The sequence below is a fragment of the Neobacillus niacini genome (assembly GCF_036961885.1).
Taxonomy (GTDB): domain Bacteria; phylum Bacillota; class Bacilli; order Bacillales; family Cytobacillaceae; genus Neobacillus; species Neobacillus niacini_H.
The window spans coordinates 18,509-42,701 of sequence record NZ_JBALNQ010000047.1; the positions used below are offsets into that span (position 1 = coordinate 18,509).

The window sequence follows — 24,193 nt, forward strand, 5'->3', positions numbered from 1 at the left end:
AGAGGAGAGGGAATATGGGGAATTTAAAAATTGGAATGATTGGTCTAGACACCTCTCATGCAGTGGCTTTTACGAAATTATTAAATGATCCGAATAACCGGTTTCATGTAACTGGTGGGAAAGTTATGATGGCATGCCCAGTCGGATCATTTGATTTTGCTTTAAGTTATTCTCGTATTGATGGGATAACAAAGGAAGTTGAACAATACGGGGTACAAATCGTTCGGACTATAGAAGAAGTGGCAGAGCAATGTGATGCAATATTAGTAGAGTCTGTTGATGGCAGAGTACATTTAGAGCAACTACAAAAAATGATCATGTTTAATAAACCAATATTTATTGATAAGCCATTTTGTTTACGTTCATCTGATGCTGCTGAAATGGTGAAACTATCAGAAAAATATAATACTCCCATCATGAGTACTTCTGCACTTCGTTTTGCTGAAGACTTAAGCCAAGCACTTTCTAAACAAGATAAAGGCAAAATAATTGGAGCAGACTGTTTTGGTCCAATGGAAATAGTTGAAACACAGCCGGGGTATTTTTGGTATGGAATACATACAATTGAAATGCTTTATACCATTTTAGGATGCGGGGCAAAAAATGTACGGACAGTGTCCAATCAGGATTATGATTTAATTATTTCACAATGGGAAGATGGCAGAATAGGGACAGCTAGAGGGAATAGAAAAGGCAATAATAACTTTGGTGCAATTATTCATTATGAAACCGGGAATGAATATGTTGTTATCGACTCGTCATCAAAGCCGTATTATGCTAGTTTACTTGAACAAATTATCCTTTTCTTTAGAGAAGGAAAACAGAGTGTACCAGTAAGTGAAACACAGGAAATAATTCGCTTTATTGAGGCGGCGAATGACAGCAAAGTGAATGGGAAACAAATACGGATTTGAAGTTTGGCGATTGAGTGGGGCAGACAGATGAAACAGCGGGCACTTTCCTGTACCCGCTGTTTCATCCTATACTTATTATTTATTGCTATCCATTATAAAGCTAAGCCGATAAATTCGTCTCGGCCTGCCTTTATAGGTGATTTTTTCTTCGCCTACAATATCTACCAAATTCGCATCCATCCATTTTAACAGGATTCGATGTGCGCTTCTCGTTGTAATAGTTAATGTTGAAGCTAACTCTTGTGCAGTATAATCATATTTTTTATGACGTGCTACCCTTGCCATTAACTTAGTCATATAGGCTGCAGACATTCCCGCTTTTTCTGCCTTTTCTAGCAGCTCTGCATCTGTGATCGATAAATCATATTTTTCATATTGGGTATCTGTAATGATGTCAACTGGTCCTATGACACTTTGGTCTTCGCGAACGATATAACAGACATTACCACCTAATTCTTTTGATTGACGTAGAGCCATCCTGGCATGGCTGCCTGCCTCAGCTGCAGAGCGACCAAAACCCACACCAATGCTTAATGACACACCAAGTTCGCTTTTTGCGGAATTTAATAAGGGAATAAATTTATAACCACGTGTTTCTCTTTCAAAAATCCCACGTGTAGTTATAAAAGAAAATTCCTCGCCACCCGAATTAATTAAATGGCCATCAAGGAGTTTTGTATAATTCAGCATCATTTGTTGAAATTTCAACTTTAATAATTGCACTTCATGTTCCGTTTTATATTTTTCAGTTGCTTTATCAAATTTATCAATATCGATAATACCAAAGACAATTTGTGATTCCTTATTTTTGCGGGCTTCCGTGGCGAGTAATGCTCGTTCAAGGGAAACAATCATATCCTGATAGGTTGGTGTAACCCATACATTAGGAATGCCTATTTCTGATAATTCAAGTGAAACCTCCTGGATACCAGTAATCGCAATGGAACCAACCTCTTGATAGTTTTCTCGATGAAATTGAACGATAGAGTGGATGGATTCGGCCTGATTATATTTAGGAAAAGATTTACATTCATATTTGGTTTCGCCCAAATCATAAAAAATATGTTGGATGTATTTTTCTTCAACCGTATCGATAGATAAATGTTTTGAATCATATTGATTTTTAATTAAAAACAATGACCGATAAAGACCTGTCCCCATTAAAGGGACATAATGAGTTGGAATTGAGCAGTCCATAAGCTGTTTTGTTTTAAAGTAAGTGGGGAATTCGGTGAATAGTAGAACTTCGACTTTATTAATCAAGGTAACTATGACTTCCGGGACGATTGTAGACGGTGTTGCATTTAGAAAAATGGGATGAAAGTTTGGGAAGGCTTCAAGCGCTTTCATTATTTCTTTGTCAAGTGCTTCAGGGCCAACGATTCCAATGATTATTTCGGGACCGTTGTGTGTTAATTGATTTGTTTTCATCATGTCATCTCCAGTATAAAGACATATTAAAGAAATGTCTTTATATAATCTTACTACTAGATTAAGATGAACGTTTCCAATTGTCAAACATTAATTTTTCCTCAGAAAAAGGATGTTTATTAAAAGACCTTTAAGTGACTTGTCTTTTAATAAGGCTAAATATAAAATGAAATCAAAATAGTAAATTATTAATTTCATTGTAAATGGCATTAATATTTACTCTAGGAGGATTAACATGAAAACGATTGCAGAGTTAGAAGACTTTATGACCACACCTAGCCAAGAATTGGTTCAGGACATCCATCAGGTGGATGGCGATATCATGATATTAGGTGTTAGCGGAAAGATGGGACCAACGCTAGCAAAAATGGCGAAGCGAGCTGTTGATCAAGCTGGTATACCAAAAAGGGTAATAGGTGTAGCAAGATTTACCGATAGTAGTTTAAGAGAAGAATTAGAACAATATGGAATTGAAACAATCCAAGCAGATCTTTTAAAAGAAGAAGAACTTCAAGACTTACCGATTGTGAAGAATATTATTTATATGGCAGGAAATAAATTTGGGACAGTAGGGAATGAGCATTATACATGGGCAATGAATGCCTATTTGCCGGGGCGATTAGCAGAAAAATTTAAGGACTCACGGATTGTTGCCTTTTCAACAGGCAATGTGTACCCATTTTCAACTGTTTTAAGCAATAGTTGTACGGAGGATGTACCGGCAAACCCGGTTGGAGAGTATGCTCAATCTTGTTTAGGAAGAGAACGTGTTCTTACTTATTTTTCTCATAAAAATCAAACACCAATGGTTATGTTTCGTTTAAATTATGCAATTGATCTACGCTATGGAGTACTTCTGGAAATTGCAAAAAATGTTATTCAAGAAAAACCAATTGATTTGGCAATGGGAAATGTTAATGTGATCTGGCAGGGAGATGCAAATGAATATGCTATTCGCTCTTTATTACATACAAATCACCCTCCTAAAATTATAAATGTTACCGGACCTGAAACATTATCAGTAAGATGGCTGGCAACGGAATTCGGCAAAAGAATGGAAAAGAAACCGTTGTTTGTTAATACAGAAAGTCCTACTGCACTGCTTAACAATGCTTCACATGCACATAAACTATTTGGGTATCCAAAGGTAACGGTTCAACAAATGATTGATTTGATTGCTGACTGGGTTATCAGTGATGGGCAGACCATTAATAAACCAACACATTTCCAAGAAAGAGAAGGTGCATTTTAATGCTAAAAGAGGCTGTTAAGAAAAAGCTTCATGCAGGTACAGTTATTCCAGCACATCCTCTAGCATTGACGAAGGAAAGACAGTTGGATGAATCTGGTCAACGGGCTTTAACACGTTATTATATTGATGCTGGTGTAGGTGGGATTGCAGTTGGGGTACATACAACCCAATTTGAAATTCGTGATCCTGAATTTAATCTTTATGAAAAGGTATTATCCCTTGCGATCGAAGAAACAAAACAGGCAAATGTTCCGGAAGATTTTATAAAAGTAGCCGGGATTTGCGGACCGACTGAACAGGCTCTTTCAGAAGCAAAATTTAGTAAAGAAGTTGGTTATGATTTAGGACTTTTAAGTATGGGCGGGTTAAATCACCTGTCAGAAGATGAGCTAATTGATCGGGCTGAAAAAGTAGCAGAGGTCATTCCACTATTTGGTTTTTATTTACAACCTGCAGTAGGAGGAAGAATTTTTTCTTATGAATTTTGGCATAGATTCGCTTCAATCCCAAATGTTTATGCGATAAAAATTGCTCCATTTGATCGCTATTGTTCGATTGATGTTGTACGTGCCGTTTGCCATTCTCCTCGTAATGAAGAAATTGCCTTATATACAGGGAATGACGATAACATTATAAATGATTTGCTTACAACTTTTGAATTCAATATTGGAAATGAAAAGGTGGAAAAGAAAATCGCGGGAGGTCTTCTTGGCCACTGGTCAGTTTGGACAAAAAAAGTAGTTGAGATATTTGATCAAATAAAAGAAGTGCAAAATCAAGAATTGATTCCAAAAGAGCTGTTAACACTGGGTCAACAGATAACTGACGCAAATGCAGCGATTTTTGATTCTAGAAATGCTTTTAAAGGAAGTATTGCAGGTATTAATGAAATTTTAGCAAGACAAGGATTGTTACAAGGGAATTGGTGTTTGCTTGACCGTGAAGTTTTAAGTCCGGGCCAGGCAGACGAGTTAAATCGAGTTTATGCTAGCTATCCACACTTACATGATGATGACTTTGTGAAAGCAAATTTATCAAAGTGGTTCGCGAAATAATAGACGAAAGGCAGATTTCATATGAAAAGAATTGTAGCACACAACAAAAAGGTTGAAATCATTGAAGATGAGTTACCGCAAATAGAAGGAAAGCCTTCTTATATATTAGTCAAAACATTATATTCAGTCATTTCACCAGGAACGGAACTAACGATTCTTTCAAATAGTGAAAATAAGCAAGTACATCTTGGTTATAGTGCGATGGGTGAAGTTGTTGAATGCGGTAGTGAGATTATCGATGTGAAAAAAGGGGATTTGGTCGCATGTTATGGGGCTCCCTATGTACACCATGATGAATATTTGTTAGTTCCGAAAACCTTATATGCGAAAGTTCCTGAATCCGTTGATCCAAAAGAAGCAGCTCTTGCTGGACTCGGTGCTATTGCCATTCATGGACTACGTATTGCGAACCTTCAGTTTGGTGAAACAGTAGTTATTGTTGGTTTAGGTGTATTAGGACAATTAATTGCTAAAATCGCTAATGCGGCTGCATACAACGTTATCGCCTATGATCTTCACGAAAGTCGAGTTGAAATGCTTCAGAGTGAATATATTAAATCATTTTCTACGATAGAGGATATGGAAGAGGCGATTCGGGTTGAAACGAACTCCCATGGCGCTGATGCTGTTCTATTATGTGCAGGTGGCAAACGGTCGCCACTAACACAAGAATGTTTGAAGTGGATCCGCAATAAAGGCAAGGCTGTCATTGTTGGCGATATTGAACCAGATTTTCCACGTGATTTAATGTTTGCTAAAGAAGCTGAGCTTCTTATCTCTCGAGCAGGTGGACCTGGCAGATATGACAAAGTTTATGAAAAAGAAGCGATTGACTATCCATATGAATATGTTCGCTGGACGGAAGGTAGAAATGTAGAAGAATATATTCGACTTGTCAAAGAAAAACGGATTAATGTTCGACCATTTATTACAGAAGTAGTTGAATTTGAAGAAGCACCGCACGAATTTGAAAAATTGTTTAATAAAGAATCTACAACACTTACAAAATTAATTCACTTTAAGTAAAAAATAAACCTTTCAAAGAATATAAGTAACCCATTGTTAGAATACAATGGGTTTTATTAAATCGAATGATGGATAGTAACATAAGTGAAATGAGGTATGGCGGATGCAAATCAATTTGATAGGCGAAACAAATTCAATTATAACAGGATTACAGCTTTTATCGGATGAATTGAACATTCAACTCCATGAGAATGGTTATCCGATTTCTGTAACACAAAGGGTAGGTCCAATTCAAGTTAGCAATGAAAATGGAAAAGGTGAAATCACTTTTCAAGAAAAAATCCATTTCTTTCGGGCCATCGGTTTATGGCTGGAAAATTACAGGAAGAATGGTGAATTTGAACTGACTGAACATCCCCAATTCCAAACGAGTGGTGTAATGCTGGACGTCTCAAGAAATGCCGTCCTAAAAGTAGATGAAGTAAACGGACTACTTAGGACAATGGCAATCATGGGATTAAATGTCGTCATGCTTTATACAGAAGATACGTATGAAGTTCCAGAATATCCGTACTTTGGTTACATGCGTGGAAGATATACAGAGGTAGAACTGAAAGCTTGTGATGAATATGCAGATACTTTTGGAATTGAAATGATCCCATGCATCCAAACCCTTGCCCATTTAACAATGGCTTTAAAGTGGGGCTATGCTACAAATATTAGAGATACCGCTGATATATTACTAGTCGGTGAACCGAAAACCTATCAATTTATTGAAAGCATGATTGAGGCTGCTTCTAGACCATTTAAATCAAAACGAATTCATATTGGAATGGATGAAGCCCATCAACTGGGACTTGGTCGTTATTTAGATCTGAATGGTTATGAGAATCGCTTTGAAATCATGAATAAACATTTAAGTCAGGTTGTTTCCATTGCAGAACGTCATGGTTTAAAGCCCATGATTTGGAGTGACATGTACTTCCGATTAGGATCAAAGCATGGTGAATATTATGATGATGAAGTTACTATTCCTAAAGAAGCAATTGATTCGATTCCAGAAAATGTTCAGCTTGTCTATTGGGACTACTACCACGAAGAGGAAGACTTTTACCGCTCTTATTTTGAAAAACATAAAGAGTTGGGACCAGATACTGTTTTTGCTGGCGGCGCCTGGACTTGGAATGGTATATCACCTAATTATGGCAGAGCGTTTGCGACAACCGAAGCCGCATTAACGGCCTGTAAAAAAGAAGGTATCCAAGAAATTTTCACTACATTATGGGGTGACAATGGAGCAGAAACCCCACTTACTACGGCACTGCCCGTGATTCAGCTTTTTGCTGAACACACCTACAATAAAACAGTTGATAAAGATATGTTAGCAGAACGGTTCCATTTCAGTACTGGCAATCATTTAGATGATTTTCTTATTTTAAATCAATTGGATGAAACTCCAGGTGTTATGAAAAATAATTTACAGTCATCAAATGCTTCGAAGTTTTTGTTGTGGCAGGATTTACTGATAGGCTTATTTGATGAAAATATCCGTGGACTACAAATGAATGAGCATTACCAAAAGCTTGCTCCACTATTAAATCGTGCCAAGGATAGAAACCCTAACGCCTTGCCTTTATTTGAGTTCTACGAGCAATTAGCCCGTGTTTTAAGTGTAAAGGCAGAAATGGGCTTACAGTTAAAGACAGCCTATGACCAAAAGGATAAAGGGAAAATGGTATCTCTTTTAGAAGATATTAAAGAACTGACCAAAGAGGTTGGGGTTCTGCGGCAAAAGCACAGAGAAGTTTGGTTTTCCTTATATAAACCATTTGGATGGGAAGTGTTGGAACTCCGCTATGGTGGTTTAGCAGCTAGGTTGGAAACCACACAATTCCGTATACAGCAATGGCTAGAAGATAAGATTACGAACATTGAAGAATTGGAAGCTGAGAGATTGATACATGACGGTCCCAATGGAATTGTTGATGGTTCTTTAGGGAACCACTTCTATCATCGGATTGCCACAGCGGGCAACATAATTTAGGAGGTTAAACATATGCCAATTATTCAGTTTCCAAAAGAAATGAAGTGGGGAACGGCTACAGCTGCTTATCAAATTGAAGGGGCAGCATTCGAGGATGGGAGAGGGTTATCTATATGGGATACCTTTTCCCATACACCCGGAAACGTAAAGAATGGAGATAATGGTGATGTTGCATGTGATAGTTATCATCGTTATGCAGAGGATATAGAATTATTGGATCAATTAGGTGCGAATGTGTATCGCTTTTCAGTTTCCTGGCCAAGGATTTATCCAACTGGAAAAGGAGAACTCAATCCAAAAGGGTTGAAATATTACCATGATCTCATTGATAAACTAGTAGAAAAAGGAATAGAACCAATGCTTACCCTTTACCATTGGGATCTCCCACAGGCCCTACAGGATCATGGCGGGTGGGCAAACAGAGAAACCGTTGATGCCTTTAGTCGATATGCTGAAACCATTTTCAAAGAATTTAATGGAAAAGTAAAGTATTGGCAAACGATTAATGAACCTTTATGTGCCGCCTTCTTATCCAATTATCGAGGTGTTCACGCGCCCGGGTTTAAAGACTTACAGCTTGCTGTGGATGTTTCCCATCATTTAGTTTTGGCACATGGGCGAGCAGTCAAGGTATTTAGAGATTTGGGAATAGAAGGCAAAATTGGAACCGCAACCAATACAACATGGCGGGAGCCATTTAGCAATAAGTCAGAAGATATTGAAGCCTGCAAGCGGGAAATTGGTCATAATATTGACTGGTTTCTAGATCCCATCTTCAAGGGTGAATATCCTCAGTATTTAGTTGATTGGTATAAAAACAAAGGTGCAGACCTCCATATCGAAGAAGGCGATATGGAAATCATTTGTCAGCCTATCGATTTCATCGGAGTAAACTATTATTCAGGTAATATAGCTCGTTATAAAGAAAATGATGGTTTATTGGATATTGAAAACATTGAAATTGATTATGACCAAACCTATATCGAATGGCCGATCTATGCAGACGGCTTATATAAAGTGTTTCATTATCTTGCTGAGCGCTATGGCAACATTCCACTATTTATTACTGAAAACGGGGCATGTTGTATTGACAAGCTTGAGAACGGAAAAGTAATGGATCAAGATAGAATCAAATATTATCAGCAGCATTTAACAGCGGTAAGCAGAGCGATTGAATCGGGAATTAATATTATAGGATATCTGGCATGGTCGTTACTAGATAATTTCGAATGGGCAGAAGGTTATGGAAAACGATTTGGTCTTGTTTATGTAGATTTCAATACTGCGGAACGAATTAAAAAAGATAGCTACTATTGGTATAAAAAAGTAATCGCCAATGGTTGGATGGAAATATAAATGGGCTTGAAGAATCCTGAATATGTCGAAAGTGGGATTAATCGTATGCAAAAGATATTATTGATTGGTGCAGGAACGATGGGGATGGAACATGCGAATTCCTATTATTCTATGGAAGATGTTCATTTAGTTGGAATTGTAGATCTTAGGAGAGAACAAGCTGAACAAATTATTGGTGAAAATGATACAAAGATTTTTCAAACGTTAGAGGAAGCGGTAAATGCTCTAGAACATATTGATGTCATCGATATTTGTGTTCCTACTTTTTTGCATAAAGAATATGTGCACAAAGCAGCCGATTATGGTATCGATGTAATATGTGAAAAACCGTTAGCTTATACACTGGAAGACGCGCGTGACATGATTGATTACTGTGAAAATAAAGATGTGAAATTATTTGTTGGGCATGTTGTTCGGTTTTTCCCACAATACTCAAAAGCACACGACCTCGTTTCTAATGGAACAATTGGTGATATAGGTGTTGTTCGTACAAAACGGGGTGGGAATTTTCCTGCAGGATGGAGCGATTGGTATGCCGACCATACGAAAAGTGGCGGGGTAATTCTTGATTTAATCATCCATGATTTTGACTTCCTGCGCTGGACCTTTGGAGAGGTTGAGAGAGTGTTTGCGAAAGGACTTGCTGAGCGAAACATCGAACACCTTGATTATGCGTTAGTAACGGTAGTGTTTAAATCAGGAGTTATTGCACATGTAGAAGGAACATGGGCCCATCAAACATTTTCTTCGCAATTTGAATTTGCCGGAAAAAGCGGAATTCTTGAATATGATAGTTTAAAAGATGAGCCAGTGTTACTGTCAATTAGAAATTCGAATGAAGAAAAAGGCGGTGTAGCAGTACCACAAAGTCCTTTGAAAAAATCACCTTATTATATAGAGATTGAGCACTTTTTACACTGTTTAAAAACGGATAAAACGCCAATTGTCACAGCGGAAGACGCCTATAAAGCAATGGAAATTTCAGTCGCTGCTCTACAATCTTTAAAAACAGGGTTACCTGTATCCCTAGATAAAGTAAGGGGCGATCTGAAATGAAAATTGGAATCATCAGTTTTGCCCATATGCATGCCCATAGTTATGCAACCGTATTGAAAGGGTTGGAAGGTGTCACACTAGCAGGGATAGCCGATGATAATGAAGAAAGAGGCAAAAAATATTCTGACATTTTTGATACGACCTATTATAAAAACTATCATGATTTGCTGGAAACCGATATAGATGCGGTTGTGGTTACATCAGAGAATAGCTTACATCATCGACATGTCTTGGCTGCAGCTAATGCAGGAAAACATGTGTTATGTGAAAAACCATTGGCTACGAATTTAGAAGATATGAAAGAAATGATTACTGTATGTGAAAAAAATCAAGTTTTATTAGGAACAGCTTTTCCAGTCCGATTTAACACCCCGATTCAACAGGCTAAAAAGATGATCGAACACGGTGTGTTAGGTGAAATTTTAGTTATAAAAGGAACCAATCGCGGAACCAATCCTGGAGGCTGGTTTATTGACAAAGAGAAATCCGGTGGTGGGGCTGTTCTTGACCATACTGTCCATGTTGTCGATATTATGAGATGGTTCACAGGTGCAGAAGTGACAGAAGTTTATGCAGAAATAGGCAGTGTATATACGAACCATCCTATTGATGATTGTGGAATTATTACAATGGAATTTACGAATGGGATGTTTGCTACTTTAGATTGTAGCTGGTCTAGGAATAGTTACTATCCTACATGGGGAGATGTAACTTTAGAAATTATTGGGAAAAATGGGACGGTAAAGGTGGATGCCTTTTCACAAAAGCTTGATTTATATTCTGATCATGATGGTGTCAAATGGATTGGCTGGGGAGATGATATGGACGCAGGACTTATCGAGGATTTTGTTAAGAGTGTAAGAGAAGGTAAATCTCCACTGGCAACTGGATTTTCTGGTATGAAGGCAGTTGAGGTAGCACTTGCAGCCTATCAATCTAATGAGAAAAAGATCCCTATAAAATTGAGTTAATAAAGGATAGGAATCAAGGGGATTACTTGATTCCTTGATTGTTTTACAAGAGTAATATAAAAGGAATTGAGGTTGTTATATGAATCCCATTATAAACACGTTTAAGGGCGGCTTAATTGTTTCTTGTCAGGCACTTGAAGCGGAACCATTATTTGGTTCAGAAACGATGGGGAAAATGGCACTTGCAGCTAAGAAAGGTGGAGCTGTTGGAATAAGAGCCAATACAGGGATCGATATTATCGAAATTAAAAAGGCGGTTTCATTGCCAATTATCGGCTTAGTAAAACAAAATTATGAAGATAGTGAAATTTATATAACTCCAACTATAAAAGAAGTTGATGAAGTTATACGTGCAGGGGCAGATATTATTGCTTTCGATGCAACCAATCGAATTCGGCCAAATGGTCAAACAATCACTGAGTTTGTTGAAGCGGTTAAGGAAAAATACCCGAATCAGTTATTAATGGGTGATATCTCTACATTAGAAGAGGGGATTTTTGCAGCAGATTTAGGGGTAGATATGATATCAACGACATTATGTGGTTATACACCTTATACGAGTCAGTATCATTCATTTAATAAGGACCTGTTAACTAATTTAGTGAATGAAACAAACATACCAATCGTTGCAGAAGGAGGGATTGATACACCCGAACTTGCTGCAGAATGTATTCGTCTCGGGGCTTATGCAGTTGTCGTAGGTTCTGCAATCACAAGACCTCAAGAGATTACGAAACGATTTGTTCAAGAACTGCCATGACTGTCTTAATAATGATTTATTTAAGGATGTGTTGATTTGAATACGATTGGAATTGACATAGGCGGAACAAAGGTAAAAGCAGGCATCATTAATCACGAAGGTCAAATATTGTCTCTTATAGAAGAACAGACAAATAAACAGGAATTAATGAATCAATTATTATCACTTATTGAAAGACTACTACATAATGATGATTTTAAAATTGAGGGAATAGGAATTGCAACAGCTGGAAGGGTGGACGTTGAGAACGGTTCTGTCCTTTATGCAACCTCGAACCTGCCTGGTTGGACGGGAATCAAGGTGAAAGAGATGGTTGAAGAGCGATTTTCTATTCCAACAGTTGTAGATAATGATGCCAATTGTGCAGCTTATGCTGAAATGGAAATAGGTTCAGCAATACAAGTGGAAAATTTTATTTGTATCACAATAGGAACTGGTGTGGGTGCAGGTATTATACTAAATGGAAATTTGCATCGTGGAAAAAACGGTGGTGCTGGAGAAATTGGCCATATGGTTCTTATTCCAAACGGCAGACAATGTAATTGTGGTAAAAGGGGTTGTTGGGAACAATATGTTTCAGGTACTGCTTTAACATTAGATATAAAGGAGGAAAGTACTTTTTTAAATCAAACTATTCTTCCTGAAAACATTTTTAAGCATGCCTATGATTCAAATCCAATCGCTGTAAAAATAGTAGAACGGTTTATTGACAATCTAGCGGTTGGTATTGCTTCTTTACAAGACATACTAGATCTAGATTGTTTTGTATTAGGTGGCGGGGTCATAGATTCTAGTCCATATTGGTGGGATCAACTAGTAAATAAATTGAAAACGATTACCAATCAATCTTTGATTATAAGAAAAGCCAAATTAAAGAATAATGCTGGTATGCTTGGTGCTGCGCTAATGGCATGCACATATGCGACAATGAAGCTCAAAGTGAAGGGGTGAGTCAATTGACAGTTTCACAAGAATTATCTGCGGATCTTGTCATTATAGGCGGCAGTCTTGGAGGATGTGCAGCTGCACTTGCTGCCTTGCAGACCGGAAAATCGGTGATTTTAGCAGAAGAAACAAAATGGATTGGCGGGCAAATAACCAACCAAGGCGTACCACCAGATGAACATCCATGGATTGAAAGTTTTGGTGCAACCAGAAATTATCGAACATTCCGAAGAAAAATTAGAGACTACTATTTTACTAACTATCCAGTGAAGAATAACCAACAGAACAACCAGCCATTTAATCCAGGTAATGCACTTGTTAGTAATATTAGTCATGAGCCAAGAGTAGCATTACGTGTTCTATATGATTTGTTTGCCCCTTATTTGAGTAGTGGCAAGCTTACATTGTTAATAGAGTACAAAATTTATAGTGCTGAAACTGAAAAGGATCAAGTACTGTCGCTTACAGTTAATAATCCGTTGACAGGAAATTCGCACTTATTAAAGGGAAAGTATTTTTTGGATGCAACAGAAACGGGAGAGTTATTGCCTCTAGCGAATGTTGAGTATGTAATTGGAGCCGAATCACAGGAAGAAACCGGTGAAGACCATGCAGTAAGTGGGGATGCAGAACCGTTCAATATGCAGGCGTTTACCTATTGTTTTGCTATGGATTATCTCGATGGTGAAGACCATACAATCGAAAAACCTGTCCAATATGAGTTTTGGAAGGAATATCAGGCGCCCTTTTGGCCGGCAAAGCAATTAAGCTGGTGGGGGCTTGTACCGCATACATTAAAACCGATTGAGTATTCATTTTTTTACGAGCCGAATCGTTTTTCATTATGGAATTACCGAAGAATTATTGATCAAACAAATTTTGTTCCGGGAACTTTTCAAAGTGATATTACCATTGTAAATTGGCCTCAAAATGATTATTGGTTAGGTCCAGTTATTGATGTGTCTGATGAAGAGAGAGAAAAGCATTTATTTAATGCAAAACAATTAAGTTTATCTTTGCTTTATTGGATGCAAACCGAAGCCCCTCGTCCAGATGGTGGTCTCGGCTATCCAGGTCTACGGTTAAGAAAAGATATTTTAGGTACAGAAGATGGTATGGCGATGTACCCATATATACGGGAATCAAGAAGAATTAAAGCAGAATTTACTGTGAAAGAACAGCATATTAGTGGTGAAATTGATGGCAAGATTGGTGCCACATTTTTTGACGATAGTGTAGGAATTGGCTGTTACCGTTTAGACCTCCATCCAAGTACAGGAATGAATAGTTACATTGATATTTCTGCCCATCCTTTCCAGATTCCACTTGGCAGTTTAATTCCGATACGAGTTCGGAACTTATTGCCTGCTAGTAAAAATATTGGCACTACTCATCTTACCAATGGCTGTTACCGGCTTCATCCCGTTGAGTGGAATATCGGTGAAGCGGCGGGACATTTGGCTTCTTATTGTATTGATAAAAATATCGCTCCACATGAAGTGAGAAATAAACCATCATTTTTAAAGGACTTTCAGTCACGTTTAATAGCGGCAGGAATCGAACTAGAATGGCCAAAAATTCATAAAGTATAAACCCTATTCTTAGAAGGAAGTGGAATGGCATTGATCGCTCTGGTTGACAAAAGGAAGCGAATGAATAAGTTTGTGAACTTTACAAACTATTTTTCCAATATCGAACAATTACAAGAAGAAAATCTACTAAAGTATGAGTTTATTTTTATCAATGGAAACGACAATGGGATCCCAAGGGAAATACCTTATGAAATGATAGAAAAGTTATGGGAGTTTGTGGAGTATGGCGGGATTTTATATGGCGAACTAATTAATTGTGAGGAATTTCCAGCATCAAGACTTTTTGGTTTCAAACAAGATTTTGCTGTGACCAATCGCCGCCTTGAGAAATTAGTCATTTCCAATGAAAGCCACTATGGTAAAAAAGGTCAGCTGCTCGAATGGCAAGGTCCTTTTTTAACTGGTTTTACATTTGATACGGAAAGATTATTAGATATTGGTCATTTTAAAGAAACTCATAGGACGGAAGAGGAAGGGCTATATCCTGGAATCGTTGTAAGAAATCATGGTAAAGGGAAGGCTGTTTTTTCTACTTTTTCCTTTTTAGGTAATGAGCAAATCTGGACGTTACGCCCCAACTGGCTGTGGAATGATGTCGTGAAATGGCTGCAAAAGGATTATCAATTGCCAATAAAAATGATAGATCCTGTCATTCAAATTTCAAAGAATGCCGATATTGCAAAAACCATTGAAAAGGGTGTGAATTGGTTTTTACATTCCGGTATTTTGCCGAAGACTGATGGAAGTCTCGGAGTTTATGAAAATGTTCATTCGATTCGAAGTGATATTAGTAAGGATTTACGGCCTGATTGTCATGCTCACACTGCTTTAATGTTTTACCTGTATGGAGAATATTCAAAGGATCGTAAATGGAGTAACATATCTGAAAGGCTACTAACCTATTTGTTTAAAGCGGGCTACCAGGATAGTGATCCGAATTCGGTAACATATGGTTTTTGGAAGTGGTTTCAGAGTCCAAGGAGTAAGCCGGATCAAATTTTTTCAGACGATAATAGCTGGGTTGCCCTTGTTCTATTATATCTTTATCGAAAAACAGGGAATGAAGAATATAAAAAACGGGGTCTCATAACAGCGTATGCCCTATTAAACACACAAAATAAGAATGGACTGCGTCCAGAATGTATACGAGAACAAGAATTAGTTGATTACGGAAAAGCCCATTTCCAAAATTCAACGGAAGCGAGCATGAATCCCCATTTCGAAGCAATTGTTCATGCTGCCTTCATCCAAGCCTATCTTGTTTCAAATGATGATGCTTTTCTACAGACTGCTTATAAGGGTACATTAACCTTGTTGAACAATAAAGAGGAACTGAAGTTTATGTATAGCAAAACTGCTGGGTATAGTAGGTTCCTATTATCAGTAGCGCAATTGTATGCCGTAACAAAAGATGCAGGAATCCATAAAGGTCTATATGAAATTTTTGATTATTTATCTGAACATCAACATGAACTCGGAGCTATTGAGGAAGCGGATAATCCTGATCCAGAACGGTATGGGACGGAAGATACGGGTGTTTTTCGTTTGAATCATGAGGGGATTGCTGATCAGTTATATACAAATAATTTCTTATGCATAAATGCCTGGGAAGCAGTTAAGGCAACTGGTGATTCTGATTTAAAGGATTTCCATGAAAAAATAGTCCAATTTATCTCTTCCATTCAAATCTCATCTCTGAAATACGAATTTGATGGCGGTTGGATGCGTTCCTTTCATCTAAATCGTAGTGAGTATTTTGGCAATAATGGCGATACTGGATGGGGTGCTTATGTTATAGAAAGCGGTTGGACGAATGCCATTATATTGTCTGGTTTATTATTTAAGGAATTAAATCAGTCACTACTAGAATAGGATACAAAGAAAAAGTAAGGAGTGGACTGTGTGGCCGCAATGATCTGTACTATTTTAAATGATGAAAACCCTATTATGTTTGCGAAACAAGAGTTACACAAATATGCCAAAGACGTTCAACAGCCCATCCAATATTCATTTGTATTAGGGTTGGAGAATGATTTTATTCAAAATGGCTTCATTGAACAACCGTTTTTTCAAGAGAGCTGCTCAATTGATGGTTTTCAACTGATTCAAAAAGAAAATGAAATTTATATTGTTGGTGCAAATCCACGATCTGTACTTTTTGGTGTTTATGAAGTTTGTAAAAAACTGTTTGGGTATAAGTGGGCAAGCCTTTTTCCAAATGAAAGAATTAATTTTAACAAAGAAAAAATACTTGTTCCTACTATTAATACTGGAAAAATGAGACGAAGGGGTTTGGTTGTAGAGAATTATGATGAACCTGATTTTCTTTTGCAATTAATTGACTGGGCGGCTAAACAATATATTAATGAACTATTCTTTACCTTCATGTTATGGGATAAAGTGAAACATGTTGTGACGAAAGAAATTGAAAAACGTGGAATGTCCATCACATTGGGCGGGCATAGTATGCACTATTTATTAAACGAAATTCCTGTTTCGGAGAAAAAACAGATCAATTTTGCAGATGCTAGTTGGAAGGACTTAATCATCAATAAAATAAGAGATTTTTGCAGTGAAACAAGTTCTATAGAAAGATTATCATTATGGCCAGCTGATATTGGGATAGAAGATGACCAGCCATTTTTAGCACATTATATTGCGTTTTCTGAACAAATAAAAATACAGCTTCCTCAAATTAACGTAGAACATATCGCCTACAATGCTGGTCTTTCGTGGAAAATGTTAGAGCTAACTGACGATGTGAAAAGTTCAAAATCTGTGAATACGTTATTCGCTTATTGGGGTAGAAATTATCAGCAATCATTCAGAAAAGAAGAGAGGGCAATTAACGCTTTACAAAAATGGCGTGATGCAACGAATGTGACACAAAAACAGTTAACGGTCTTTGAATATTATAGTGATCATTTTATGCTTGGTGATTTATTCCCACCATTATTTAAACGAATTCATGAAGATATCGAGTTGTTTCATCAGCTGGGGATTGAAAATATTGTTAATCTGATTGTTCCTTATCTTCCGAAAGAAAATGCTGCTGAATTGGATTTGTTGTATCCTTGGAAATCAATTCAGTTAATGAATGGTTATTATTTTGCACGATTAAGCTGGGGAGATGCTTTTGAAGAAGTAGAAAAGGATTTTTACTCCATTTTTGAAGAACATCAAGCCGAAGTTAAACAAGCCCTTGGAAAAATTGAAACAGTAATCTCGGGAGTATCTAAATGGAATGTGCCATTATTTCCGAACCGGATCATCGATCCAGAAAAAGTAGAAAATCATCACGACCTACAGTTGATTAGTAACGAAATTAAAAAGTGGAAAAACGATATCGAACCATTAAAAGGAAATGCTGTAAAAGAGATTGTTGATCCATATAGCATGGTTTGCTTTTATATAAATTATTTATATGAAAAATTAGATGATTACTTATCTAAATGGAAGGACAAGAGAGAGTAAGATTCGAGAACATTGGAGGTTAATATGAAAAAAAGAATTGTTTTTATTGGAGATAGTATTACTTGGTGGGGAATTGATGAAGGTGAGACAATCGGTACTGGTTATGTGCGTTTACTGCATGATTATTTAAAGGTTAGCTATCCTGAACGAGATTTTGAAATTTTTAATAAAGGTATTAGTGGAAATCGTGTGACAGACTTGGCTGAGCGGTGGGAGCAGGATGTCATTTCCTTACGCCCCGATATTGTTTCTATCTCAATCGGTATCAATGATGTATGGCGACAAGTCGATTCTCCAGAGATTGATCAAGTGTATCCAGAGAAATTTGAAGGAATTTATGACTCCCTCCTTAAGAACATCAATGAAAAAACCAATGCTTCTATTATATTAATGGAGCCTACGATTATTGGAGAAGATGTTCAGTCTTTAGGAAATACATTGCTCAAACCATATGTTGAAAGTGTTCATAGATTAGCAGATAAATATTCTGCAACCTTGATCCCAACACATCAGGCATTTATTGAATTTTTGGAGTCACGTAATGAAAATCCGCTTACAATAGATGGTGTCCATATGAATTCGATGGGCAATATGCTGATGGCAAAAACATGGATCCAAGCAGCAAAGTTGTTATTAGGTTAGCTCTGTTGAGAGCATACTAAAAAGTAAACAGGCACCATCCAAAAATATGGAAGGTGCACTGTATACTTTTTTGCAAAACCCGTATTATGGAAAATCAAATCCACTTCGACTCTGCCAAGACTTTAATTAATAATAGTGGTGGGGTAATTGTCTCCGCCACTCAAAAGCATCCTAATTCCCTTGCTTCTTAACAAATCCCAATAATCCATGGAGTGTTCGTACGAAGTCTTCCCCGGTTAAATGTCCTAATCCACCTTGAGCACAATCGATTTCATTGTATTGCAAGACCCGGTCTCTTCGTATACTTGGACCAGCTATTGTGACTGGAACCGGTTCACCAGTATGTTCCCCGACTTCACAAGGTGTAGAATGATCCGCTGCCAAAACGAAGTAGACATTTTCAGGTAACTGCTGACGAATTAGCCCAACCATATGATCGAACAACTCTATTGATCTTGCTTTCTCAAGTGGTTCATTATCGTGTCCTTTCACATCCGGCGCCTTCATATGAACGTACACAAAGTCATTGTTTGCTATTTCCTCTATAGCCAACCTTGCTTTTAATTCAATATTTGTATCAATATTACCAGTCATACTACTATCCGTAAAAGTCTTATAACCTGCTAATTTAGCAACGCCTAAAACCGTACTTTCACCTGCAATACAGCTTACATTTATCTTAAGCTTTTGAGATATAGGTTTTAGGTCTATCATCTGCCCAGCTCCCCTTGTAAGGATAAAATTAGCTGGAAGCTTCCCATCTGCTACACGTTCCGCATTAACGGGATGGGATGATAATATGATGTGTACCGTTTCAAGAACAAGATTTAATATAGAGGCAGTTCTTATAGCTTCCTCGGAGGAATTTAAGGGTTCTACTTTATGGTAAGGTTTACCGTCATTTGGTGCCTTTGGGTCGGAGTCGCTGATTTTATCGCTTAACCCAGATCCACGCAAGATGAGTACGGCACGATGTTCCGTTGCCGGTTTAAAAAGAATTTCTATCCCTTCTTCAAGCTCCAAACCACTAATAGCTTGTGCTAATTCATCAGTTTTCTCACGAATTCTTCCTGCCCGGCGATCAACAACAATCCCGTTTTCATCAACTGTGGCAAAATTACAGCGCAAAACAATATCTCCAGGTTTAACTTCCACTCCGATTCCTAAAGCTTCAATCGGTCCACGACCAGGATAATCATGAGGTTTATAACCGAATAAAATTAAATGTCCCATATCTGTTCCTACAGGAATGCCAGGAGCAATCAGGTCCATGAGCCCATTGATTCCCTCTGAAGCGAGTCGGTCCAGATTTGGTGTTCGGGCATGTTCCAATGGTGTTTTACCACCTAACAAAGGATGTGGTCGATCACCCAGTCCGTCGGCAATCGCCATAATAACTTTTCTGTTCAACAAGATGTTCTCCTCCTAACGTTATAATCCCAGTAGGCCAAACCATGTGAAATAGGCTAAACAGATAACGGATGCGCCAATAAAACATGTAATAACCGCATACTTTACTTGATCTACTATGGTAAAGTAATCTGATGAAAAATAAATGGTATTTACTTTTGAATGTGGCGGAAGCGTAATCGTAAATGTCATCGTCATTGCGGCAGCGAGTGCAAGTGGTACAGGATCCATTCCTAATGTTTTCGCTAAAGCAATGAAAGCAGGAATCAAGATCGTGACCCTAACGGTTTTACTCGTAAAGATGAGATGGCTGTACATACTTAGGAATATGACCACTACAGCAACCATAGCATGACTCATCTGATCGATTCCTAGAGCATCCACTACCTTACTGATAAGATATACCGCGCCTCCGGATTCGTCCAATGCATTTCCTGCAGCATAGGCACCTGCGGCGAAAATCATGAGTTCCCATTTGATATTTGCATCTTTCCATTCAAGCATACCTACTTTTGGAAGCAAGCAGAGGAGTGCTGCTATAACGGCAGTTTGCTCAGTACTAATTTCAAAACCAAACCAAGCTTCGTGATAGTCTCCAGTAGCCCACAAAAGTACAGTAAGAATGAAGATAACCGATGCTTTCTTCTCCGCTATGGAGAAAGAACCTAATTTCTTCAATTCGCCCTTTAGCGAATCCATTACATTTTCAAAGTTACCTTCCTCTTTAATAGAGAATAACTTTAACCCGATAAAGAAGGTGATTGTCATCGTGATAATAGCAGAAGGCATGGAGGCAAAAAGCCAATCCATATAACCGATGCTGCCACCCGCTTGCTCGTTAATAAAACCGACAGCGATAATGTTACCTGAAGTAGCCGTCATAACACCTGAAGTTGCGAGGGCATCAGCTTGAAGACCTTGCAGCATCATTACTTTACCAAGTCGACTTTTTCCAGGAATAGCTTTATAGACTTCCAACAAAATTAAGCAAATAGGCAACATAAGTGTTGCACGTGCTGTAGTCGAAGGAACGAAAAAAGCCAAAACAAAATTAATAATGACTAAAACAGCCAAAGCCCGAGTTGGAGTTTTACCAAACTGCGTGACCATCCATAACGAGAATCTTCTACCTAAATTTGACTTCATCATAGCAGAAGTTAAAACAAAAGCGGAAACCATTAACCAAATGACGTCAAACCCTAATGTTCCAAAAGCTACTTCTTGATCTTCGACCGCTCCCACTAACGGAAGCAATAGAATGGCAATTAGCGATGTCAGGTATATTGGAATTGGAGTTGTTATCCAAAGGACCAATGCACCAGCGAAGATGGCGATTGATTTTTGTGCTGCTGGCTCTAATCCTTCTGGAGTAGGCATTAACAGTAATAAAAGAATAACAATAATTGCAATGGGTATACCCCACTTTTTCATTCCAGCCTCAAAACTTCCTTTCTTTTTAATAGATGTTTCATTTCCATCTTTTTTGACTTTTTCATCAGCCATCATGAATCCTCCTAGTGATTGTCTTGTATTCGCTTTCAGTATATTAAAATCTATACTATAAAACAATTTGATTTACTTTTAATAATCATAAGTATATCTTATAATTATAGAAACATAGAAGATTTACTAGTTCCTAATGTATTTAAGTAGAAGGAAGGGGTGCTTCAATATGAACCTAACGAAACTTCAAACCTTTATCACTCTATCGGAGTGTTTAAACTTCACCGAGGCGGCAGAACTGCTTTATTGTTCACAACCTGCTGTTAGTATGCAAATTCAAAGTTTGGAAAGGGATTTAGGGTTTCCGCTTTTTGATCGGATTGGAAAAAAGTTATTCTTAACCAAACAGGGGGAACATTTCAAACCCTATGCGGAGCAAATAATTAATCTTTTTTCGACATCGAAAGAGCATATTAAGCAGTTTGACAATTTAGCTTATGGAACGCTATCTTTCGGAGCAAGTAATTTTGTTGGAGTCTACTTTCTTCCCGCTATCCTTAGTAGCTTTAATAAAAAATTCCCAGGAATCAAGATTAACATGAATATTACCAACTCAAGGCATTTAATTAACATGTTGGAATCTAACAAGGTTGAATTATTGGTTCTTTCTAATCGAATACCAATTGATGAGACTCGCTTTCAAGCCAAAACCTTTTATCAAGATGAACTTGTACTTATCGTCAATAACGAACATCAACTTGCCCAAAAAGGAGGGTGTACATTAGAGGATTTAGTAAATGAAACGATGATTCTGAAACCTAGTAAATCCGCTACACGTACCTATTTAGAAGGGGAATTTAAAAAATACGGGTTCAGCTCTCCTGAATATATGGAAATTAGCAGTCTAGAGGCTATCAAACAAAGCGTCATCCATGGTCTTGGTGTATCCATCGTCTCAAGCTTAGCGATTAAACAAGAGTTAAAAAATAAACTATTAGTTGAGGTTCCGATAGAAGGGGTAAAATTTTTAAGGGGGATAAACTATGTTCATCATCGAGGGATACATCTATCACCGGCAATAACACAATTAATTTCTTTGTTAGATCAAAAGTCTATATAACGATGAAAAAACGTTTCTTACAGTACACTTGTAAGGAACGTTCTTTATTTTAGCTGTTTCTCTTAGGTATTAAGAGAGTACAACCTCACAGATAATAGGCGAAATACTAGATTTGATGTGTATAATATATGTAAGAATATTTGTGAAAGGCTATCCGTCTGAGGTGAACATGATGACAACGAAAGAACTTTGTAAAATTATTATTGTAGATGATGAAATCTTAATTAGAAAAGGTATAAAACACTACATTGATTGGGAGCAAGAAGGCTTTCAAATTGTGGGAGAGGCTTCAAATGGAATGGAAGCACTTGAGATCATTGAACGAACCCATCCCAAAATCGTTATCACCGATATTGTGATGCCTGTTATGGATGGGGAAGAATTGACAAGAATCGTTAAGTCAAAATATCCAGATATTGAAATCATTATACTCAGTAGTTTTGGGGAATTTGACTATGTTCGTTCTACCTTTCAAAGTGGAGTGGTTGATTATATATTAAAGCCTAAGCTTGATGCAAGTACACTGTTAGACGCACTAAAAAAAGCAGTCGATAAGATGTCAACTACTCATTCAAATGAGACAAAAGAGCAGGATCGGATGTCGGTAAATCTTGTCATTGATAAGTTAATTTCTGGTTTTGAAGTGGATTATGATGCAGAGCTACTTTCCAGAGTATTTCCCTATGACTGTTTCTATTTATTAGGTGTAGTTTTTAATGGGCATCTTCCTAGAGGAGAGCTGCTTCAAATTCAAAATCATTTTGAAAATCAGTATCTTTCTACTATATCTCAAGCAACACATTTTTCAATTACCTTGGATAAGAACAAAACAGGAATCATTCTAAATGTAAATAAAGAACAGTCCAAAGAGACAATCGATTTTGTAAAAATGATTGCGGAGACGAATAAAGATGTAGGCTTTGTTCTAAGTGAACGATTCACTGATTTTTCACAAGTAGGGCTTATTTATAATGAAAAGGTATCAAAATTGCTGCAATATCAATTTTATTTTCCAAATATCCCTCTTTTAAGAGAACAGGATTTACCACGAGAAGTACCAAATATTGAAGCTTTTAAAATGGATTGGTTCACCAGTGAATGTAAGCGTAGTCGCTTTCATGAAGCATTTAGTTATTTACAGGAGTATGTATCTGTATTTTCTAAATGTTATACAACAGATATTTTTGAATTTAAATCTTTCTTTGAAAACATTATCTTTCACATTACTGTCATCCTAAACAACATGGAATACGATGTCACTGAAATAAAGAATGCCAAATATGAGTATTTTAGGGCAATTAACGAGGCACATTCATTTAATGAAACAGTAGAACAATTAAATAAATTTATTGAACAAGTGAACAAATGTTTACACTCGGAGAAAAATCAACCTAGTAATTTAAATATGAAGAGAATCCTGCAATATATTGAAGACCATTATGCAGAGCAAATCAGCCTTGCAGATGTAGCTGATCATTTTCATTTTAATTCTTCCTACCTATCTAACTATTTTTCTACACATAATAAAGAAGGGTTTATTGAGTATTTGAATAAGGTTCGAATTGAAAAAGCTTCGCAGCTGTTACTTAAGCATTCAGCCTCCATATCAGAAATTAGTGGAATGGTAGGTTATTCAGACCATAGCTATTTCTGTAAAGTATTTAAAAAGATGAATGGAATGTCACCTAGTAAATTTAGAAGAAAACATACTGTAGGTTAAGAGATGGGATGTAAATGAGAATAATACCGAATCGACTTAAAC

The 24,193-nt window shown here is 37.2% G+C and carries 19 protein-coding genes; 16 read left to right on the top strand and 3 right to left on the bottom strand.

The window, feature by feature from the left end:
- Window positions 1-14 precede the first annotated feature (14 nt).
- The gene (locus V7124_RS18630; protein WP_335492083.1) at window positions 15-914 is read left to right on the top strand and encodes a Gfo/Idh/MocA family oxidoreductase; all 900 of its coding nucleotides are present in this window, start codon (window positions 15-17) and stop codon (window positions 912-914) included.
- Window positions 915-989: 75 nt separating this feature from the next.
- Here the strand turns inward: V7124_RS18630 and V7124_RS18635 are convergent, their stop codons facing one another.
- Window positions 990-2,345 (bottom strand): hypothetical protein, encoded by a 1,356-nt coding sequence (locus tag V7124_RS18635; protein WP_335492087.1) that lies wholly within the window; start codon window positions 2,343-2,345, stop codon window positions 990-992.
- 235 nt (window positions 2,346-2,580) lie between these two features.
- Between V7124_RS18635 and V7124_RS18640 the strand changes: the two genes are divergently transcribed.
- The 13 genes from V7124_RS18640 to V7124_RS18700 all read left to right on the top strand — a co-directional run bounded on the left by V7124_RS18640 (window position 2,581) and on the right by V7124_RS18700 (window position 18,458).
- The gene (locus V7124_RS18640) at window positions 2,581-3,597 is read left to right on the top strand and encodes an NAD-dependent epimerase/dehydratase family protein (protein ID WP_335492089.1); all 1,017 of its coding nucleotides are present in this window, start codon (window positions 2,581-2,583) and stop codon (window positions 3,595-3,597) included.
- Window positions 3,597-4,652 (top strand): dihydrodipicolinate synthase family protein, encoded by a 1,056-nt coding sequence (locus tag V7124_RS18645; protein ID WP_335411314.1) that lies wholly within the window; start codon window positions 3,597-3,599, stop codon window positions 4,650-4,652. The genes V7124_RS18640 and V7124_RS18645 overlap by 1 nt, the downstream gene beginning before the upstream one ends.
- A gap of 21 nt (window positions 4,653-4,673) precedes the next feature.
- Window positions 4,674-5,678: a zinc-dependent alcohol dehydrogenase gene (locus tag V7124_RS18650; RefSeq protein WP_335492091.1), complete on the top strand. Its 1,005-nt coding sequence runs from the start codon at window positions 4,674-4,676 to the stop codon at window positions 5,676-5,678.
- Between the two features lie 103 nt (window positions 5,679-5,781).
- Entirely contained in the window at window positions 5,782-7,662 is a 1,881-nt protein-coding gene (locus V7124_RS18655) for a beta-N-acetylhexosaminidase (protein ID WP_335492093.1), read from the top strand.
- 12 nt (window positions 7,663-7,674) lie between these two features.
- Window positions 7,675-9,018 carry a GH1 family beta-glucosidase gene (locus V7124_RS18660; protein ID WP_335492095.1) on the top strand — a complete coding sequence of 448 codons (1,344 nt, stop codon included), beginning with the start codon at window positions 7,675-7,677 and terminating at the stop codon, window positions 9,016-9,018.
- A 45-nt stretch (window positions 9,019-9,063) separates the two neighbouring features.
- A complete protein-coding gene (locus V7124_RS18665; RefSeq protein WP_335492218.1) occupies window positions 9,064-10,074 on the top strand; it encodes a Gfo/Idh/MocA family protein in 1,011 nt (336 codons plus the stop codon).
- Entirely contained in the window at window positions 10,071-11,045 is a 975-nt protein-coding gene (locus V7124_RS18670; RefSeq protein WP_335492098.1) for a Gfo/Idh/MocA family protein, read from the top strand. Before V7124_RS18665 ends, V7124_RS18670 begins: the two co-directional genes overlap by 4 nt.
- A gap of 79 nt (window positions 11,046-11,124) precedes the next feature.
- Window positions 11,125-11,805, top strand: coding sequence for an N-acetylmannosamine-6-phosphate 2-epimerase (locus tag V7124_RS18675; RefSeq protein WP_335492101.1), 681 nt, complete (start codon window positions 11,125-11,127; stop codon window positions 11,803-11,805).
- A gap of 36 nt (window positions 11,806-11,841) precedes the next feature.
- On the top strand, window positions 11,842-12,756 hold the full coding sequence (locus V7124_RS18680) for an ROK family protein (protein ID WP_335492103.1): 915 nt from the start codon (window positions 11,842-11,844) through the stop codon (window positions 12,754-12,756).
- The gene (locus V7124_RS18685) at window positions 12,717-14,342 is read left to right on the top strand and encodes an FAD-dependent oxidoreductase (protein ID WP_335492106.1); all 1,626 of its coding nucleotides are present in this window, start codon (window positions 12,717-12,719) and stop codon (window positions 14,340-14,342) included. Before V7124_RS18680 ends, V7124_RS18685 begins: the two co-directional genes overlap by 40 nt.
- A gap of 60 nt (window positions 14,343-14,402) precedes the next feature.
- The gene (locus V7124_RS18690; protein ID WP_335492109.1) at window positions 14,403-16,214 is read left to right on the top strand and encodes a hypothetical protein; all 1,812 of its coding nucleotides are present in this window, start codon (window positions 14,403-14,405) and stop codon (window positions 16,212-16,214) included.
- Window positions 16,215-16,244: 30 nt separating this feature from the next.
- Window positions 16,245-17,816 carry a hypothetical protein gene (locus V7124_RS18695; protein WP_335411296.1) on the top strand — a complete coding sequence of 524 codons (1,572 nt, stop codon included), beginning with the start codon at window positions 16,245-16,247 and terminating at the stop codon, window positions 17,814-17,816.
- A 24-nt stretch (window positions 17,817-17,840) separates the two neighbouring features.
- On the top strand, window positions 17,841-18,458 hold the full coding sequence (locus V7124_RS18700; RefSeq protein WP_335492113.1) for an SGNH/GDSL hydrolase family protein: 618 nt from the start codon (window positions 17,841-17,843) through the stop codon (window positions 18,456-18,458).
- 171 nt (window positions 18,459-18,629) lie between these two features.
- Here V7124_RS18700 and apgM read toward each other — a convergent pair whose 3' ends face one another.
- A complete protein-coding gene (gene apgM / locus V7124_RS18705; RefSeq protein ID WP_335492116.1) occupies window positions 18,630-19,871 on the bottom strand; it encodes a 2,3-bisphosphoglycerate-independent phosphoglycerate mutase in 1,242 nt (413 codons plus the stop codon).
- An 18-nt stretch (window positions 19,872-19,889) separates the two neighbouring features.
- A complete protein-coding gene (locus V7124_RS18710; protein ID WP_335492119.1) occupies window positions 19,890-21,371 on the bottom strand; it encodes an SLC13 family permease in 1,482 nt (493 codons plus the stop codon).
- Window positions 21,372-21,540: 169 nt separating this feature from the next.
- Here V7124_RS18710 and V7124_RS18715 point away from each other — a divergent pair, with 169 nt between their 5' ends.
- Window positions 21,541-22,431, top strand: a complete 891-nt coding sequence (locus tag V7124_RS18715; protein ID WP_335492121.1) for a LysR family transcriptional regulator — start codon at window positions 21,541-21,543, stop codon at window positions 22,429-22,431.
- 172 nt (window positions 22,432-22,603) lie between these two features.
- Window positions 22,604-24,151, top strand: coding sequence for a response regulator transcription factor (locus tag V7124_RS18720; protein ID WP_420490567.1), 1,548 nt, complete (start codon window positions 22,604-22,606; stop codon window positions 24,149-24,151).
- Window positions 24,152-24,193: the final 42 nt, after the last annotated feature.

Bases quoted from the DNA above. Each gene is read 5' to 3' on its own strand.
- V7124_RS18690 (WP_335492109.1), top strand. From the start codon at position 14,403: ATGAATAAGTTTGTGAACTTTACAAACTATTTTTCCAATATCGAACAA.
- V7124_RS18715 (WP_335492121.1), top strand. From the start codon at position 21,541: ATGAACCTAACGAAACTTCAAACCTTTATCACTCTATCGGAGTGTTTA.
- V7124_RS18700 (WP_335492113.1), top strand. From the start codon at position 17,841: ATGAAAAAAAGAATTGTTTTTATTGGAGATAGTATTACTTGGTGGGGA.
- V7124_RS18710 (WP_335492119.1), bottom strand. From the start codon at position 21,371: ATGGCTGATGAAAAAGTCAAAAAAGATGGAAATGAAACATCTATTAAA.
- V7124_RS18675 (WP_335492101.1), top strand. From the start codon at position 11,125: ATGAATCCCATTATAAACACGTTTAAGGGCGGCTTAATTGTTTCTTGT.
- V7124_RS18630 (WP_335492083.1), top strand. From the start codon at position 15: ATGGGGAATTTAAAAATTGGAATGATTGGTCTAGACACCTCTCATGCA.
- V7124_RS18670 (WP_335492098.1), top strand. From the start codon at position 10,071: ATGAAAATTGGAATCATCAGTTTTGCCCATATGCATGCCCATAGTTAT.
- V7124_RS18685 (WP_335492106.1), top strand. From the start codon at position 12,717: ATGCACATATGCGACAATGAAGCTCAAAGTGAAGGGGTGAGTCAATTG.
- V7124_RS18650 (WP_335492091.1), top strand. From the start codon at position 4,674: ATGAAAAGAATTGTAGCACACAACAAAAAGGTTGAAATCATTGAAGAT.
- V7124_RS18665 (WP_335492218.1), top strand. From the start codon at position 9,064: ATGCAAAAGATATTATTGATTGGTGCAGGAACGATGGGGATGGAACAT.
- V7124_RS18640 (WP_335492089.1), top strand. From the start codon at position 2,581: ATGAAAACGATTGCAGAGTTAGAAGACTTTATGACCACACCTAGCCAA.
- V7124_RS18720 (WP_420490567.1), top strand. From the start codon at position 22,604: ATGACAACGAAAGAACTTTGTAAAATTATTATTGTAGATGATGAAATC.
- V7124_RS18660 (WP_335492095.1), top strand. From the start codon at position 7,675: ATGCCAATTATTCAGTTTCCAAAAGAAATGAAGTGGGGAACGGCTACA.
- V7124_RS18635 (WP_335492087.1), bottom strand. From the start codon at position 2,345: ATGAAAACAAATCAATTAACACACAACGGTCCCGAAATAATCATTGGA.
- V7124_RS18645 (WP_335411314.1), top strand. From the start codon at position 3,597: ATGCTAAAAGAGGCTGTTAAGAAAAAGCTTCATGCAGGTACAGTTATT.
- V7124_RS18655 (WP_335492093.1), top strand. From the start codon at position 5,782: ATGCAAATCAATTTGATAGGCGAAACAAATTCAATTATAACAGGATTA.